The sequence below is a fragment of the Nonomuraea sp. NPDC051941 genome, from assembly GCF_044593615.1.
This window is the reverse complement of record NZ_JBIUCF010000007.1, coordinates 73,013-88,876: the sequence shown is the minus strand read 5'-3', so window position 1 is coordinate 88,876 and position 15,864 is coordinate 73,013. Positions and strand designations below refer to the sequence as shown.

Here is a 15,864-nt window from a genome sequence, read left to right as displayed (position 1 = left end):
ATCTCTACAGAGGTCTCATCCATGCTCATGTGGCCATCCCCGGTCGAGCCGGTCTCCGGCCTGCTCGTCAACCGGGGCTTTCCTGACATGGATGGAGTAAACGGGTGCCCCTTCACCCCCCGATCCCCCCTGGCGGCCGGCGCCGCTTATCGGGAGATCTCCCTCTGGCGATGCCGGCGCCACCGGCGTCGCCGCCCCGGCGCAGATCCGGCTACGCCGGATGGACGGCCGCGGCGGCCGTCACCGCACTGACCACGTCCCTTTTCGTGGCGCTGCCCGCCGACGCCGATCCGGCCAAGCCCGAGCCCCCGGCCGCCGCGTCGGTCACGACGTTCCCCAAGCCGGAGGATCCGGACGCGGAACTGCGGGCGGCCGTGGCCAAGGCCAGGGAACAGGGCAAGGCGGTTCCGGTGGAGGCCGCCTACACGGAGATGTCGCGCACCTGGGCCTATCCCGACGGGCACCTCACCACCCAGTCCTACGGTGGGCCCGCCCAGCTCAAGCAGGACGACGGCTCGTGGGCGTGGATCGATCCGACGCTGACCGAACGTGACGGCGTGCTCAAGCCCAAGGTAGGCCTGGCCGATGTGGCGTTCTCCCTGGGCGGGAGCCGGCCGTTCGCGTCGTTGGAGCGCGCCAAGGGCCAGAAGATGGCGCTGTCGTGGCCGAAGGAGCTGCCCCGGCCGCAGGTCAGCGGGAACGTGGCCACCTATCGTGACGCCGCCGGCCCAGGGGCCGATCTGGTCGTGACAGCCCTGCCCACCGGGTTCCGGCACGACGTGGTGCTGCGCGAACGGCCCGCCGGGCCGGTGGAGTTCCGCATCCCTGTCGAGGCCGGCGAGCTCAAGCTGGCCATGACCAAGCGCGGCAGCCTGAAGCTGACCGACCACGGCGGCAAGACCGTGCTGTCGGCGCCGGGTCCGCGGATGTGGGACGCGGCGGCGAGCGGGGGCCGTGGCCGCGAGGAGAAGGTCACCACCCAGGTGAAGTCCGAGGGTGACGGCCAGGTGCTGGTGCTCAAGCCGGACACCGAGTGGTTGGCCGATCCCGCGACCACCTACCCGGTCACCGTCGATCCCACCACCACGCTCGGCATCAGCCAGGAGGTCGGCGTCAGGTCGCCCACCCGGCAGTCCTCGCCGGGATACGTGGGCCGGTCGAACTCGCGGGACGGTGACACGCTGGACAGGGCACTGATGGCGTTCGACACCTCCTCGATCGCGGGCCGCCAGGTGGTCAGGTCCACGATGCAGTTGATGCTGCGCCAGGACGTCGGCAACTGCAGCGCCTTCCAGGGCATCGTCGCCCAGCGCATCACCGACAAGTGGGTCGCGGACAGCACCTTCTGGGGCAACCAGCCCGCCACCACGCCGGAGGGACGCTCCTCGATCGACCCGTGCTCCCTGCCCGGGACGACCGGCTCGGTGTGGAGCTGGGACCTGACCGCGATGACCCGGCTGTGGGCCTCGGGAACCCCGAACAACGGCCTGATGCTGAGCCTGTCGTCGGAGAGCCCGGTCCCCACGTGGTTCTCCGAGTCGTTCGCGTTCTGGCCGCAGCTGTTCGGGCAGAACGTGCCCAAACTGAGCGTGGACTGGGTGCTCCCGCCGGAGATCCCCACGGTGAGCGCCGAGTCGATCGACTCCATGAGCGGCAACGACGCCATCGCGCGCAGCACCAACGTGAAGGTGACCTACAAGTCGAGCGTCCCCGAGAGCGCGAACCTGGACTACACCGTCACGGTCAACGACTCCACCATGGCACCTCCGGCCGCCCAGCTGCCCGCGGGTGAGGCGGCGTACTGGAAGCTGGACGAGACCAGCGGCGCCACCGCCGCCGACTCCTCCGGCAAGAACCTGCCGGCCACCCTGTCCGGCAGCTACAGCCGCGAGGCCGGTCAGCTCGGGCAGGCGGTCAAGTTCACCGGCTCCGGGTACGCCGCGACCAGCAAGCCCGTGCTCGACACCAACCAGAGCTACACCGTCTCGGCATGGGTCCGGCTGGACAAGAGCAGCGAACCGCAGACGGTGTTCTCGCAGATGGGCGTCAACCAGCCCGGCTTCGTGCTGAAGTACGAGACCTCCACGGCTCCCGAGTTCGACCAGCGCTGGTGGTTCTCCACGCTGGAACAGGACACGGCCGACACGATCCGCGAGGTGCCGATCCAGTCCAAGGACCTGGCCAAGGTCGCGGAGTGGACGCATGTCACGGTGCAGTACGACCACAGCGCCCAGAAGATCCGGCTGTACGTGGACGGGGCGTTGTCGTCCGAACGCTCCTTCACGGCCACCTGGAATGCCCGCGGCGCCTTCGAGATCGGCCGCGCCCGCGTCATCTCCAAGAACCTCAGCGGAGCGGTGGACGACGTCCACGTCTACCAGCGAGCTTTGACCGCGGAGGAGATCCGCGCGCTGGTCGGCGTGCCCGGCACCACCACGCACAACAACATCCCCTCCGGGCAGAGCCTGGACAAGGTGTTCACGCTGGACAACCCGGCCAGCTTCAAGTTCGTGGTCAAGGCCTGCCGCAGCGGCCTGACGCCGCCTTCCTGCAACGAGAGCCCGGCCTACCGGATCACCTCGGACGCGCCGAAGCTGCCCGCCGACACCGAGACCGGCATGGCCGACCCGACCCAGCCCATCCTCTCGGGCATGGTCAACCGCCCCTCGGGTGGCCCGGTCATGGCCAAGTACTACCTGTACGACGACCAGAACCTCCCGGTCGGCTCCGCCCCTCTGGGTTCGCGCACGGTCAACGGCGGAGAACGCGCCTCCTTCCAGCTCCCGCCCGGCACGGTGCAGGCGGGGCGTACGTACAAGTGGCAGATGGTCGCCTGCGCCACCGGCCCGACCGGCGGCTCCACCCCGACCCCCACCCCCACCCCCACCCCCACTCCCACGCCCACCCCGACCCCAACCCCGACCCCCACGCCGGGATCGGGCCGCTATGAGGCCGAAGACGCCACCTTGTCCGGTTTCGAGGAGACAACGGATGTCCCTGAGGGGACATCGGCCGGCGCCGCCATCGTCGGTGACAGCACCAGTGACAGCGCGAAGTGGACCGTCAACGCCACCGCCGCCGGCAGCGCGACGCTGCGGCTGCGCTACATGACCGCCATGGCCAGCACGATCGGGCTCTCCGTCAACGGGACCACAAGCGCGCACAGCCTCGCCGAGAGTTCCTCCGGCTGGACCGACTTCACCACGACGGTGAATCTCAAGGCCGGATCCAACACGATCGAGGTCTGGATCAACCAGGCCTGGTTCGGCCTGGAACTCGACTACCTGGAGGTCCAGCAGGGCACCGCCCCGGCCGCCCGGTCGATGGCCACCGCGGTCGCGACCGGCGAGGGCGTCGAAGAGGTCTGCACCCCCAAGACCGTCGCCGTCAACTTCACCACCCCCGGCACGTCCCCGCCGCCTCCCACGGATGAAGTCCGGAACCTGACGCTGGCCAAGGACAACTTCGTCCTAAAAATCGCCAAGACCGACCCGGCCGCCTGCGACGGCGCCCCGTGCTCGCTCACCGAGAGCGATCACATCGAGGTCGGCGGATCAAGCACTGGCAAGGTCGCCGGCGTGATCGGGATCAGGCTGGACGCGGTTCCGGACGGGGCCACGTTCACCAAGGCACTACTCAAGCTGGGCAGTCCGTCTTGTTCCGGAGGGACCTGCCCGGCGGACACGGTCGTCACCATGAGGGCTTTGAAGAGCGGTGTCACTGCCGACACAAAGGGCTCTGACCTCACCGGATACGTCGACCCAGGTGTGACGTACGACCTGCCGATCGCGAGCCCGCAGGCCGACATCGCCGAAAGCACATACACCTGGTACGTGCTCACCTCCAATCGGGAGGAGATGGTGACCTTCAGCACGGCGGATGCGGCCGAACAAATGTCGATGGCGCTGTCGTACATGCAGCCTGGCCCACCGAGCGCGGTGCTCAACCTGGTGGCGTCGCCCGGTGACAGCGGGGCGGTGCTCAGCTGGGGCATGCCGGAGGACAACGGCGGAATGGTCATGCTGGATGGCTATGACGCCCAAGCACTGGACGGCGACACGATTGTCAAGGAGTTCAAGACAACCGAGCCCACTGTCGCCATCGGCGGCCTGACCAACGGCAAGACCTACACGGTCAGGGTTCGGGCCAGGACACAGTTCGGGGAGGGCGAGTGGGCGTTGGCCACGGTCACGCCCAAGGCCGTGCCTCCTCCGCCCAAGCCTGGCCCCGAACCCTGCAACGTTAACGTGGACCGCGAGCTGTCACGGTCTGCCGCAGACTCGGACGCGGGTACGACCGTGGCGGACTACACCGAGCGGATCCGCGCCTATTTCAAGGCTCAGGACGCGGTCCTGGAAGGCAGCGCGGCCAGCGTCTGGCAAGCTCCCGGCATCACCCCCGCCGCCCCGGTCACGGCCAAGCTCTCGCTGCTCAACGATTTGCTGCTCTCACAGAAGGGTGAGCTGGACCGGCTTGAGGTGACGCGGTCCGACTCTCAGGTCATGCTCGAGAATGTGGTGCCCCAACTCGGGCGGGATGGAACGACGCGGGTAACCGCCATGGTCAAGCGGACGTGGAAGGAGACGACACCAAACGGCACTACCTCGCCAGCCATGCGCGCGGGGATCGCCGGGCAGGTCGAGCCAAGCGAGTTCACCGTGTCGGTATTCGTCCACGACCGGTGCGGCGGTCTGACCATCATCGAGATGCCGGTCGAGGCTGGGCAGGATTCGACGGACGTCTATGACGCGTGCGGCAACATGGTGCCGGGGACCCTGCCGCCGACCGGTCTGCGGGCCACCGCGGAATCAGGGGGTTGTGCTCCGGGAACGAGCGTCAGCGGCTGCACCAGCGAGCTCGGGCCGCTTGAGGCGCGAGCTCCGGGAGCATGGGTGACGTGCCGTCAAATCGATAACTTGGGAAAGAAGGGCTGGTTCTACTCGACCCGCCTCTACTCCGACTGGAACATCGGCCAGGCGGCGGGCTCGTTCACCAAGAACCAACGGTGGAAGATCGAGAACCTCAGCAGCATGGTGACGTTCGGCACTACCAATCAGACGGCTGCGTGGGGAGAGAAGTCGGAGTTCGCCAAGCAACTGAGAGGCACTCACAAGAGCGACACCGACCCCTCGAAGCGGGAGTCGAACGTGACGCTGAAGGCCGCCTCGACGGCCTGCTTCCTGTGGAACAAGACCAGCTTCTCGCCCAGTGCCTCACTCGCCATCCAAGGACAGGTGAAGGGTTCCCCGGAGATCACCGCCGGCCTGGACTTCGGCGCCACCTGGGGCGGCAACGCCAGCGAGGAGTGCGGTGACTACAACCCGTCGAAGGTACGTGACAGCCGCGAGATCCGCGACTACTTCACGGGCATCCTCAGCAACTGTCCGACGGGCGATTTCGAGCAATGCGACATCAAGGCCTACCGGCACGCACTGAGGAGCGAACTCATCCTCGATTTCGTCTACACCTATAAGGACAAGAACGGCAAACTTCAGCACAAAGAGTACGACTGGCACCCGATCAGGCACAGCCTGTACATCATGGTCGAGCGAAATTTCAACGTCTGCGACAATTCGAAGATTCCATGCGCTGGCGACTTGAAGCCCAAGGTCATGTATCCGGACTGGGCCAAGTGCATCGACGTCGACCATTCATCTAACTACAGCAAGTTCCCGAAGCAGACAATCTAAGCAAATGCGCGGGCCGGAGATAACCTCCGGCCCGCGCATTTTCGGAAAGAAGGCGGGGCCGTTGAGATCGAAAGTGGTGCTCGTCGTGATCCTGCTTCTGGCACTCGGATCGGGGCCTGTCGAACACCCCTCGGCGCGGCACAGCACGGAACCGGCGCGACCAGCCCCTCTACTGCCGGTCCTGCCAGCCGCACAAGAGGTGTGGCGCAAGGCCGCCTTCACCGTTCCTCAGGAGATCAACGGCGTCGGTGACGTCCGCCCTGCCACGATGGTCGATCGTGACGTCGTCCTGATGGTCCACGACGGCGACCCCGATGACAGACGCACCGCCCTGCTCACCTACAACCACCGAACGGGCCGACACCGGCTGATCGGCAAGGCGCCTGAGAGGGAGTCGGCAGGCGAGATCCTGGCCGTGACCACGGACACCACCCGGATCGCCTGGATCTCGGGAGATGACCTGGGGGCTCGCGAAGTCTGGGCGGCCCCATGGCGAGACGGACATATGAAACGACTGGCCTCGAGACTTGATGGCCCGAAGTTCGTCGAAGGACTGAGACTTGACGCCGCCGGGCTGGTCTGGTGGGGGGACGGAGAGATCCACCGCATGCCCCCAGAGGGAGGCGCCATCACCCGGGTTGAAGTTGGCGACAGTTTGCGTACGTCCTCCTGGCCCTGGATCCAGAACGAAGACCGCTCCCTGACCAACATGTCCACCGGACAGACGCGGCGGATCGGCCGCCTGGACGGATCGTTCGCCCGCTGCGGGCCGGCGTGGTGCGTAAGCGAGGCGAGCAGACGGACTGGAGAGCTGACACAGGTCGTCGTGCAGCGCCTCGACGGCACAGGCCGTCAACTCGTACCGGCCGAACACCTCCAGACAAGCTTGTATCGAGAGAGGTTCGGCTTCTTCGGCCCACCCTTCATCCGCGGTCAAGGCAAAAGCGGACTTGTTTCCACCGCGTGGGCCATCGGAACACGGGGGACGGCCGTCGCAATCTACGATCGCTGCGCCGGCCGGGTAGCCCTGCTCGATCCACCCGATGCGCCAGCGCCCTATACGGTTTACGTGCGTTATAACCCCGGAATCATCCGTCTCGCCATCGACGGCACGGGGTTACTCATGTACTGGAACGCCAAGGGCTCCCGCCATCAAGTACTTGACCTCACTGGCGTCGACAACGCCGCCTGCTCCTGAAACAGTCGCAGTTCGGCTGCCCACGCCATTCGATCGGCAATTCGTGGAATCAATGCGGCTCGCAAAGTAGAGCGTATACACAAAGACTTCCTGACGGAGTCACATTTCATCGCCTTCACCACGTCGCGGGCGATATCGCCAAGCACGCCCTCGCCCATCACAAGGTCACCACTACCTTCTCCGCCGCACCGGGCGTCAGCGTGAGGTCGAAGGCGCGCCCGACCTCCGAGAAGGGGACGGTGTGGCTGATCAGCCGGGCGAAGCGCTCCTGGTGTGCCACGATCTCCGGGGTCACCTCGAAGATCTCCGTGGGGTAGCCCTGGGAGCCGAGGATGGTCATCTCGCTGCGGAGGATCGCGCCCAGGTCGATGGGCTCGGGCTTCGTGTGCACGGCCACCGTGACCAGTTTGGCGCCCCACTTCGCCGACGACAGCGCCGTGTTGACGACGGCGGCCACGCCCGCGGCGTCGATGTAGATGTCCGTGCCGGGGCGGGGCCGGCCCAGGGAGTCGGTGCCCTGGCCGTGCAGTTCCGTCAGGCGCGTGGCCACGTCCTGCCGTGCGGAGTCGATGACGGCGTCCGCCCCCACGGCCAGGGCGGTCTCCAGGCGCTGCGGGATGACGTCGGCGACGGTCACGTGCTCGACCCCGCGCAGCTTCAGCCAGATCGCGGCGCCCAGGCCGATGGGGCCGGCGCCGAACACCAGGACCTTGTCCGTCGGTCCGGCCCCGGAGCGGTTGACGCAGTGGCGGGCGACCGCCATGGGTTCGTTGAGAGCGGCGACGGCGAACGGCACCGTGTCGGGGAAGACCGCCACGCTCTTGCCCGCGACGGCGTTCTCGATGAGCAGGTATTCGCTCATGCCGCCGAGCGCGCCGCCACAGCCGATGATGCCTGAGGGAGCGGCCTGCGGGTTGACGACGACGCGATCGCCGGCCTTCAGGGTGGTGACCTCGGCGCCCACCTCGACGATCTCGCCCGCCGGTTCGTGCCCGAGCGGGATCGAGGTCAGCTGTCCGTCCGGGCCCAGCGGCATGCCGCCCATGCGTATGAAGGTCAGGTCGGTGCCGCAGATGCCGCAGGCGCGGATCCGCAGCAGGGCGTCCTTGGGGCCGGGGACGGGACGTTCGATGTCCACCACGTCAATCGTGCCTTGTGCCCCGGTTTGGACTGATTTCATCGTGGCCATGGCGGGACTCTCTTTCGTGAGGTGATGCGGGGCGGGCGCTTTTGGCTGCTGGCTCGTGTCGGTCTTTCGTTAGGCCGAGGCGGGGAGCCGGTCGGCGCCGGCCGCGATCGCCTGGCGCCAGGGGCGGATCGCCTTGGGTGGCATGCCCACCGTGAGCACTCCGGTCAGGCGGTCCCCGGTGCGGTACGCGGCCAGGAACCGGCGCTCGTCCAGGTCCCCCTCCATCACGGCCACGCCGTCATGGCCACGCAGCTGGCCGTACGCCTGGATCTTCATGTCGTACTGGTCGGACCAGAAGTAGGGCACCGGGGCGAAAGGCCTGCGCGCCTCGGGGTGGAGCAGGTTGCGGGCGGCGGCCATGCCCTGTTCGGCGGCGTTCGTACGGTGCTCGATCCGCATCGACGTGCCGAACAGCGGGTTGTGCCAGCGCGCGACGTCCCCGGCGGCGTACACGTCGGGCGCGGCGGCGCAGTACGCGTCGCAGACCAGGCCGTCGGCCACCGTCAGGCCGCTGCCGGCCAGCCATTCGGTGTTCGGCAGGGAGCCGATGGCGACCAGGACCTCGTCGGCCTCGACCAGTTCGCCGTCCGCGAGCCGTACCCCGCCCTCGTCCACCTCGGTCACGGTGACCCCGGTGCGCAGGTTCACCCCGTGCTCCAGGTGGGCCCGGGACAGCACGCGTCCGACATGTTCGCCGAGGGCGTGGGCGAGCGGGACCGGCGCCGGTTCGAGGAGGGTGACCTCGCAGCCGAGGCCGCGGGCCACCGCCGCGGCCTCCGCCCCGAGGAATCCCGCGCCGACCACGGCCAGGCGCCGCCCGGGCCCCAGCCGCCCCCGCAGGGCCAGGGCGTCGTCCAGGGTGCGCAGCACGTGCGCGCCCCGGCCGGGCAGGCGGCGCGGCCGCACCCCGGTGGCCACGACCAGCCCGTCGTACGGCACCACGGCGCCGTCCGCCAGCCGCACCGTACGTTCGGCGAGGTCAAGACCGGTCGCGGCGACCCCGAGCCGCAGGTCGAGGCCGAGCGCGTCGAGATCGGCGGGCGGGCGCAGCGGCAGCCGCCCGGCGCTCCACTCGCCCGAGAGGATCTGCTTGGACAGCGGCGGACGGTCGTAGGGAGCCTCCGGCTCGTCACCGACGAGGGTCAGCGTGCCGTCGAAGCCCTCCCTGCGCAGAGTCTCGGCCGCCGCCAGTCCGGCGGCCGAGGCGCCGACGACGAGGATCCGCTTCATCGTTCCACCAGCCGGATCGCCGCCGCGGGGCAGATCGCCACGGCCTCCCGGACTCCGTCGAGAAGCCCGGCGGCGGGAGTCTCGTCCAGCAGGATCGCGACGCCGTCATCGTCCCGCTGGTCGAACACCTCGGGGGCGGCCAGCACGCACTGCCCCGACGCCACGCACTTCGGTTCGTCCAGTTCTACTCGCATGGGATTTCTTCCTTCCTTGATCAACCGAGCCAGGTGACGGGCAGAGAACGCAGGCCGTAGGCGATGCCCTCGAATGCGAACGGGACCTCGTCCACCGGCACTGCCAGGCGGAGTGTCGGCACGCGGCGGTAGAGCGTGCCGTAGACGACCTGGAGTTCCACGCGGGCCAGCGACTGGCCTAGACACTGGTGCGGCCCGTACCCGAACGCCTGGTGATGGCGCGCGGCCCGGCCCAGGTCGAGCCGCTCGGGCTCGGGGAACGTGCCGGCGTCCCAGTTCGCGGCGGACACGTCGAAGACGATGCCGTCCCCGGCCCGGATGACCTGGCCGCCGAGCTCGATGTCCTCCAGGGCGATCCGCCGGACCCCGGTGTGCACGATCGTCAGGTAGCGCAGGAGCTCTTCGACCGCGTTCGCGATCACCTTCGGGTCGTCGATGTCGCGCAGCACGGCGAGCTGGTCAGGGTTCTGCAGCAGGAGCAGCGTGCCGAGGGAGATCATGCTCGCGCTGGTCTCGTGTCCGGCGATCAGCACGGCCACGCCCATGGTGACGGCCTCGGCGCGGGTCATCTCGCCGGCCTTGATCCGGGCGGCCAGCTCCGACAGCATGTCGTCGGCGGGAGCGGTCATCTTCTGGCCCAGCAGGCCGTCGAGATAGCCGAAGAGCGCGGCGCCCGCCTCCTGTGCCTCCTGCTCCGACGCGCTGTGGCTGACCGCGACGGTGCTGTTGCGGTGGAAGAACGCGCTCTCCTCGTACGGCACGCCCAGCAGTTCGCTGATCACCAGCGTCGGCACGGGCAGGCCCAGCGCGGTGACGAGATCGGCGGGCCGCGGCCCGGCCAGCATGGCGTCGATCAGGTCGTCGGTGATCTTCTGGATGGCCGGGCGCAGGGCCTCGACCCGCTTGACGGTGAACGGGGCGTTGACCATCCGGCGCAGGCGGGTGTGTTCGGGCGCGTCGGTGTTGGTGATCAGCGCCGGGGTGACCTTCGCGGCCTCCGCCCGGCCTCGGGTCATGTGCGGGAACCCGGGCAGTTTCTCGTCGATGCTGAGGCGCGGATCGTTCATCAGCGCCCGCTGGTCGGCGTGCCGGGTGATCAGCCACGGCGTGCTGCCGTCCCAGATCCGCACCTTGGAGACGGGTTCCTCGGCGGTCAGCCGCCGCACGTCCGCCGGTGGGTGGAACGGGCAGCGGCTGTCCCTGGGCATCGGGTACCCGGGAGCGTCGGCCATAGGTCTCTCCTTCGGTCCTGCACGACAAGTGCCGACCTAGCCGATCGGCAAGCTAATTCCTAGCCGATCGGCAAGTAGCAAACCAGGCATTGTGAGGTAAATCACTTGCCGGTCGGCAGGTTTGATGCTTGCCGATCGGCAAGCTAGAATCCGGGCAGACCACAGGAGAGAAGGAGCAGACGTGACAGCGAGAACCGCCCGGAAGGGGTCCGTAGCGCCGGACACCCGGCAGCGCCTCATCGACGTCGCGGTTCGCCTGTTCGCCCGGCACAGCTTCGCGGGCACGTCGCTCCAGATGATCGCCGACGAGATGGGCATCACCAAGGCCGCCGTCTACCACCACTTCCGCACCCGCGAGGAGTTGCTCAGCGCGGTGGTCGAACCGGCGCTGCGCCAGCTGCGGGCGGGCATCGAATCGGCCGAGACGAAACGTACGCCCCACGCGCGGGCCGAGCACCTGCTCACCGCCTACGCCACCCTGGCCGTGGAGCACCGGGCCGTGGTCGCCGTCCTCGCCACCGATCCCGGAGCGATCGACCTGCTGCGCGGCCAGCCGGAGTCCAGCGACCTGATCAACCGCCAGCTGGCCATCCTCGCCGACATCACGCCCGGCCCGGCCGGCTACGTCAACGCCACCATCGTGCTGGCCGGCATCGCCTCCGCGGCCAGGCCGGCCCTGGTCCACGTCGACGACGACGTCCTGCTCCGGCAACTCGTCGAGGCCGGCCGGCGCGCGCTCGGGCTGCGGGCACCACGCCGCCCGGCCCCCGCCACGTCGCCACCCGAGCCGGCCTCGACGGCCTGACCCTCAGGGGGACACGCTCCCGCGTTACAGTGCCTGGTGCTCACGCCGGCCGGGATCTCAAGGCGATCGCGTGAACGCCTGCTCACAGAGCGAGCGCGCGGACGACCTCCTCGTCCACTCCGATCCCCAGGCCCGGGCCGGTGGGCACCTGGGCGACGCCGTCGGTGACCGTGATGACCGGATCCGTGGCGTACGGGCTGGTGATGAACTGCCGGCCGTTGAGGTCCACCGGCGTGTCCACGCCGAACGCCGCGAACAGGTGGAGCGAGGCCGCCAGCCCGATGTCGGACTCGGTGAGGCCGGAGCCCATGATCGCCAGGCCGCAGTCCTCGGCGAGCTGGCACTGCCGCAACGCCAGGGTCAGCCCGCCGCAGCGCTGCACCTTGGCGACCGCGACGTCGATGGCGTCGAGCCGGACGAACGTCGCCAGGTCGCTCGGATGGCGCAGGCTCTCGTCCACGGCCACCGGGATGGGACTGGCGTCACGCAGGCGGCGCAGGCCGGCGACGTCGTTGGACGGCAGCGGCTGCTCGAAGACGGCCACGTCCAGGTCGGTCAGGCGACGGGCCACCCGGAGCGCGACGGCGGCCGTGTAACCCTGGTTGGCGTCCACCCAGAGCACGGCGTCGGGAGCCGCGGCGCGCACGGCCTCCACGATGGCCACGTCCTCGTCCTCGGTGTGCAGGCCGACCTTGACCTTGACGTGGCGGTAGCCCAGCGCGCGGCCCTCGGCCACCGAGTCCGCGGCCACGGCGGCCGACTCGGTGGCCACGATCCAGGCCAGCTCGATGGTGTCGCGCCTGCGCCGGCCCCACAGCTCGCCGAGGGACAGGCCGAGGCTGCGGGCGTAGGCGTCGTGGCAGGCCACGTCGACCGCCGCGCGCGCCAGCGGCATGCCGATCGAGAAGCCCTTGCTGATCGTACGGTCGAAGGCACGGCAGAGCCCGTCCAGGTCCCACAGCGGGCGCCCGACGGCCGTCGGGGCCAGGTAGTTCTCGATGGTGGAGACGATGGACTCGGTGGTCTCGTACGTCCAGGAGGGGATCGGGGTGGCCTCGCCCCACCCGATGGCCCCGTCGTCGGCGGTGACCTTCACCAGGACTCTGACCGCCGGGCGGCCGCCCTGGACGACGGACCCGCCCGCCACGGCGAAGTCGCGCAGCGAGGGCAGGCCCACGGTGAAGGTCTCGACGCGTGCTATCCGGTTCACGTGATTCAGTACCATTCGGACTTGTCGACCAGATTGATCAGTTCGCGTCCGGCCACGAAGCGCCGGGCGTTCTCCAGCAGTACGGCGAAGCGCCGCTCGTCGCCGTGCGGCCCCACGCCTCCCACGTGCGGGGTGATGAGCACGTCCGGACGCCGCCAGAGCGGGTGATCGGCGGGCAGCGGTTCGGTCTCGAAGACGTCCAGGGCCGCGCCGGCCAGGCGCCCTTCGGCCAGGGCGGCCGTCAGGTCGTCGAGCCGCACGATGGGCCCGCGGCCGATGTTGACGACGTACGCCCCGGGCTTGGCCAGCGCCAGCCGCCGCGCGTCCAGCAGGCCCTCGGTGGCCGGGGTGTGCGGAACGGTCAGGATGACCAGGTCCGCCTCGGGAAGCCGCCGGTCGAGGGCGTCGGCCGGCAGCACCTCGGCGAAGCCCGGCACGGGGCCGCCGCGCCGGGCGTCCACGCCCACCACCCTGGTGCCGAACGCCGCCAGCAACCTGCCGACCTCGGCCCCGACCGCACCCACCCCCACCACCAGGGCGGTGGCCTCGCCCATGGACAGCACGGCGCCGGGGTCCCAGTCGGGCGCCCAGCGCGCGCGGGCCTGTTCGCGGGCGTACCTGGGCAGGCCCCTGGCCAGCGCGAGCACGAGCGCCAGCGCGTGCGCGGCCACGTGGTCGGTGTAGGTGTCGCGCATGTTGGTGACCTGCACGGGGTGCGCGACCAGGGCCGGATGGTAGAAGCCCGGAGGCGGCCCGGCCTGCGGGGCCTGCAGCCAGCGCAGCCGTCCGGCGTGCGCCAGCAGGTCCGCGGGCAGCGTGCCGTAGGCGGCGTCGGCCTCCGCCAGCGCCCGCGCCGCCTCCTCCTGGGTCTCCGGCTGGAGCACGACGAGCTCCGGCACCGCCTGCTCCAGCCGGGCCCGCCAGCCCGCGGTGGCCGGATCGTGCGGCGGCAGCAGCACCAGGGTGGCTGGGCTCACGCCCTCCTCGCCAGCCCGGACTCGGTGATCTCGTACAGCAGCGGCTCTCCCGCGATGTAGCGGGCCAGCTCCTCGGCCATCGCCTGCCCGTGGCGGCGCCGCTCGAAGCCCAGGCTGCCCGCCACGTGCGGGGTGACGACGATGTTGGGCATCGTGAACAGCGGCGACCCGGCGACGGGCGGCTCCGGCTCGGTGACGTCGAGGACCGCGAACAGGTCGGTCCGCCGGCTCAGCACGTCCACGAGCGCGGCCTCGTCGACGAGGGCGCCGCGCGCCGTGTTGATCAGGGTGGCGTCGGGCTTCATCGACTCCAGCAGCTCGGTGCCGACCAGGCGCTGCGTCTCGGGGGTGAGCGGCGAGTGCAGGCTGACCACGTCGGAGGTGGCGAACAGCTCCTTCAGGCCGACGAGACGCACGCCGAGCTCCGCCGCCTGCGCCGGGTCGGCGTACGGGTCGTAGGCCTGCACGTCGAGGTGGTGATGGGCGAGCAGCCGCGCCGTGGCCCGGCCCGTGGCGCCGAGCGAGACCAGGCCGACCACCGCGTCGTAGGCCCCGATCTCGGGCCCGCGCGGGGCGGTGGCCGCGGCGGCGCGCGCGGCCAGCACGTAGCGCCAGCCGTGCTTGAGCGCGTACAGGATCTGCGAGAGCGCGAACTCGGCGACCGGCTCGGCGTTGGCCGTGGCCGCCGAGGTGACCCGCACTCCCCTCGCCCACATCTCCGGGGTGACCATCGGCTTGATGGAGCCCGCGCCGTACAGCACCAGCGAGAGCTTGGGCGCGGCGGCGAGCAGGTCGGCGTCCAGCTTGGGCGCCCCCCACCCGGTCACCAGCACGTCGAGATCGGCGAGCACGTCCGGGGTGATCCGGTCGGCGGTGAGCAGGGGCGAGGCGATGGTCAGGTGCCGCTCGATCGCCTCCCTGGCCTGGGGGCCGTAGACGTCGTCGAAGCGGTTCGGGTCCATCACGTACAGCCCGTTCAGCATTGCCTCTCCTTCACGCGAGCCGCCGCCCGCACGCTGGCCAGGCGGGCAGGCGAGCCCAACCCGGCGTGGTAGTAACGTAGCTGCCGCGCTCCCCCTGCGATGAGGTCGGCGGCAAGTGCCGGGATCCGGGCGTGCCCGTCCTCCAGCACGGTCAGGTTGGCGACGAGGGGGATCTCGGTGCGGCTCGCCGCGGCCTTCACCTGGGCCAACGCCGCCTCCTCCGGGCCCCAGCACTTGAGCACGTACGCGTCGACCGGCGCGTCGAAGGAGGCCAGGTCGATCCCCACGTCGGGGCCGGTGACCTGCGGGTCGTCGGTGGCCATGAGCAGCAGCTCGCGGCCGGCGGCCGGCACCGCCACGTCCCGGACCAGGTCGGCGATCACCCGGCCGCGGTGGTCGTAGACGGCTTGGGCGCGCTCGTGGCCGAGCGCGTCGCCCAGGCTCTCCCCGGCGGGGACGCCCTGCTGGAGCTCCCCGTCCACGGCGGCGCGCACGTCGCGCGCCAGCTCCTCGACGTCCAGGCCGCGCTCCGCCAGCCCGTTCCGGCAGGCCGGGCAGAGGCAGAGCGACAGCAGGGCCCTGCCGCAGGCGGACAGGTGGGCGCCGGAGGTCTTCTCGTGGTGGCCGGCGTGCTCGGCGCCCAGCCAGCCGCACGCCTCCAGCATCAGCGCGGGCACGTCGTACTGCTCGCAGACCTCGCTCACGAGGGTGAGCGCGTAGTCGTGGACGGCGGGCTGGGCGGGGCAGAGCGCGTAGGGGTAGGACTCGCCGTACGCGTTCCTGACCGTCAGGTCGGGCGCCTCGCGGCCCAGCACCGAGGAGTGCGTGAGCACCATCCAGGCCTCGGCCCGCAGCCCGGCCCCCGCCAGCGCGGCCAGCGCCGTCCCGAACCGGTCCTCGTCCGGCACCCCCCAGCTCGGCGGGTACGGCTTGAGCCGCCCCCGCCAGCGGTCGGGACGCAGCCGGAAGTAGGCCGCCGCGTGATCGGCCTGCACGATGCGGTGGCGCGGATGCCACGCGGTGGTGGCCCGGACCGAGTGGTAGGCCGCCTGCAGGGTCACCGTGCTCACACCGAGCCCGGCGATGCGCTCGGCCCCCGCGGGGTCGCCCACGAGGTCCCAGGTGTAGGCGAACGCGCCGTGCCTCGTCTTCAAGC

Annotated in this window: 11 protein-coding genes; 3 read left to right on the top strand and 8 right to left on the bottom strand. The window is 70.1% G+C overall.

From position 1 onward, the window contains the following. The first annotated feature begins 170 nt into the window (after positions 1 to 170). Both ACIHFD_RS14710 and ACIHFD_RS14705 read left to right on the top strand, forming a co-directional pair. Positions 171 to 5,690: a LamG-like jellyroll fold domain-containing protein gene (locus ACIHFD_RS14710; RefSeq protein WP_397367300.1), complete on the top strand. Its 5,520-nt coding sequence runs from the start codon at positions 171 to 173 to the stop codon at positions 5,688 to 5,690. Between the two features lie 4 nt (positions 5,691 to 5,694). Continuing rightward, positions 5,695 to 6,888: a hypothetical protein gene (locus ACIHFD_RS14705; protein WP_397367299.1), complete on the top strand. Its 1,194-nt coding sequence runs from the start codon at positions 5,695 to 5,697 to the stop codon at positions 6,886 to 6,888. 157 nt (positions 6,889 to 7,045) lie between these two features. On the opposite strand, the gene ACIHFD_RS14700 is transcribed toward ACIHFD_RS14705, so the two are convergent. The 4 genes from ACIHFD_RS14700 to ACIHFD_RS14685 form a co-directional block, all read right to left on the bottom strand. Then, the gene (locus tag ACIHFD_RS14700; RefSeq protein WP_397367298.1) at positions 7,046 to 8,026 is read right to left on the bottom strand and encodes a zinc-binding dehydrogenase; all 981 of its coding nucleotides are present in this window, start codon (positions 8,024 to 8,026) and stop codon (positions 7,046 to 7,048) included. Between the two features lie 120 nt (positions 8,027 to 8,146). Further along, positions 8,147 to 9,307: an NAD(P)/FAD-dependent oxidoreductase gene (locus tag ACIHFD_RS14695; protein WP_397367297.1), complete on the bottom strand. Its 1,161-nt coding sequence runs from the start codon at positions 9,305 to 9,307 to the stop codon at positions 8,147 to 8,149. Then, the gene (locus ACIHFD_RS14690) at positions 9,304 to 9,501 is read right to left on the bottom strand and encodes a ferredoxin (RefSeq protein WP_397230572.1); all 198 of its coding nucleotides are present in this window, start codon (positions 9,499 to 9,501) and stop codon (positions 9,304 to 9,306) included. Before ACIHFD_RS14690 ends, ACIHFD_RS14695 begins: the two co-directional genes overlap by 4 nt. A 20-nt stretch (positions 9,502 to 9,521) precedes the next feature. Further along, positions 9,522 to 10,733 carry a cytochrome P450 gene (locus ACIHFD_RS14685; RefSeq protein WP_397367296.1) on the bottom strand — a complete coding sequence of 404 codons (1,212 nt, stop codon included), beginning with the start codon at positions 10,731 to 10,733 and terminating at the stop codon, positions 9,522 to 9,524. A gap of 181 nt (positions 10,734 to 10,914) precedes the next feature. Here ACIHFD_RS14685 and ACIHFD_RS14680 point away from each other — a divergent pair, with 181 nt between their 5' ends. Next, positions 10,915 to 11,538 (top strand): TetR/AcrR family transcriptional regulator, encoded by a 624-nt coding sequence (locus ACIHFD_RS14680; RefSeq protein ID WP_397367294.1) that lies wholly within the window; start codon positions 10,915 to 10,917, stop codon positions 11,536 to 11,538. Between the two features lie 82 nt (positions 11,539 to 11,620). On the opposite strand, the gene ACIHFD_RS14675 is transcribed toward ACIHFD_RS14680, so the two are convergent. Genes ACIHFD_RS14675 through ACIHFD_RS14660 form a run of 4 tightly spaced genes read right to left on the bottom strand, consistent with a single transcriptional unit; the run spans position 11,621 to position 15,862 of the window. Continuing rightward, the gene (locus ACIHFD_RS14675; protein ID WP_397367293.1) at positions 11,621 to 12,748 is read right to left on the bottom strand and encodes a mandelate racemase/muconate lactonizing enzyme family protein; all 1,128 of its coding nucleotides are present in this window, start codon (positions 12,746 to 12,748) and stop codon (positions 11,621 to 11,623) included. A 5-nt stretch (positions 12,749 to 12,753) separates the two neighbouring features. Beyond that, the gene (locus ACIHFD_RS14670) at positions 12,754 to 13,725 is read right to left on the bottom strand and encodes a D-2-hydroxyacid dehydrogenase (protein ID WP_397367291.1); all 972 of its coding nucleotides are present in this window, start codon (positions 13,723 to 13,725) and stop codon (positions 12,754 to 12,756) included. Beyond that, the gene (locus ACIHFD_RS14665; protein ID WP_397367290.1) at positions 13,722 to 14,708 is read right to left on the bottom strand and encodes a hydroxyacid dehydrogenase; all 987 of its coding nucleotides are present in this window, start codon (positions 14,706 to 14,708) and stop codon (positions 13,722 to 13,724) included. Before ACIHFD_RS14665 ends, ACIHFD_RS14670 begins: the two co-directional genes overlap by 4 nt. Further along, a complete protein-coding gene (locus tag ACIHFD_RS14660) occupies positions 14,702 to 15,862 on the bottom strand; it encodes a hypothetical protein (RefSeq protein WP_397367288.1) in 1,161 nt (386 codons plus the stop codon). The genes ACIHFD_RS14665 and ACIHFD_RS14660 overlap by 7 nt, the downstream gene beginning before the upstream one ends. Positions 15,863 to 15,864 lie beyond the last annotated feature (2 nt).

Excerpts from the sequence above, each read along its gene's own strand:
- ACIHFD_RS14710 (WP_397367300.1), top strand. The coding sequence starts at position 171 with ATGCCGGCGCCACCGGCGTCGCCGCCCCGGCGCAGATCCGGCTACGCC.
- ACIHFD_RS14705 (WP_397367299.1), top strand. The coding sequence starts at position 5,695 with ATGCGCGGGCCGGAGATAACCTCCGGCCCGCGCATTTTCGGAAAGAAG.
- ACIHFD_RS14695 (WP_397367297.1), bottom strand. The coding sequence starts at position 9,307 with ATGAAGCGGATCCTCGTCGTCGGCGCCTCGGCCGCCGGACTGGCGGCG.
- ACIHFD_RS14690 (WP_397230572.1), bottom strand. The coding sequence starts at position 9,501 with ATGCGAGTAGAACTGGACGAACCGAAGTGCGTGGCGTCGGGGCAGTGC.
- ACIHFD_RS14685 (WP_397367296.1), bottom strand. The coding sequence starts at position 10,733 with ATGGCCGACGCTCCCGGGTACCCGATGCCCAGGGACAGCCGCTGCCCG.
- ACIHFD_RS14665 (WP_397367290.1), bottom strand. The coding sequence starts at position 14,708 with ATGCTGAACGGGCTGTACGTGATGGACCCGAACCGCTTCGACGACGTC.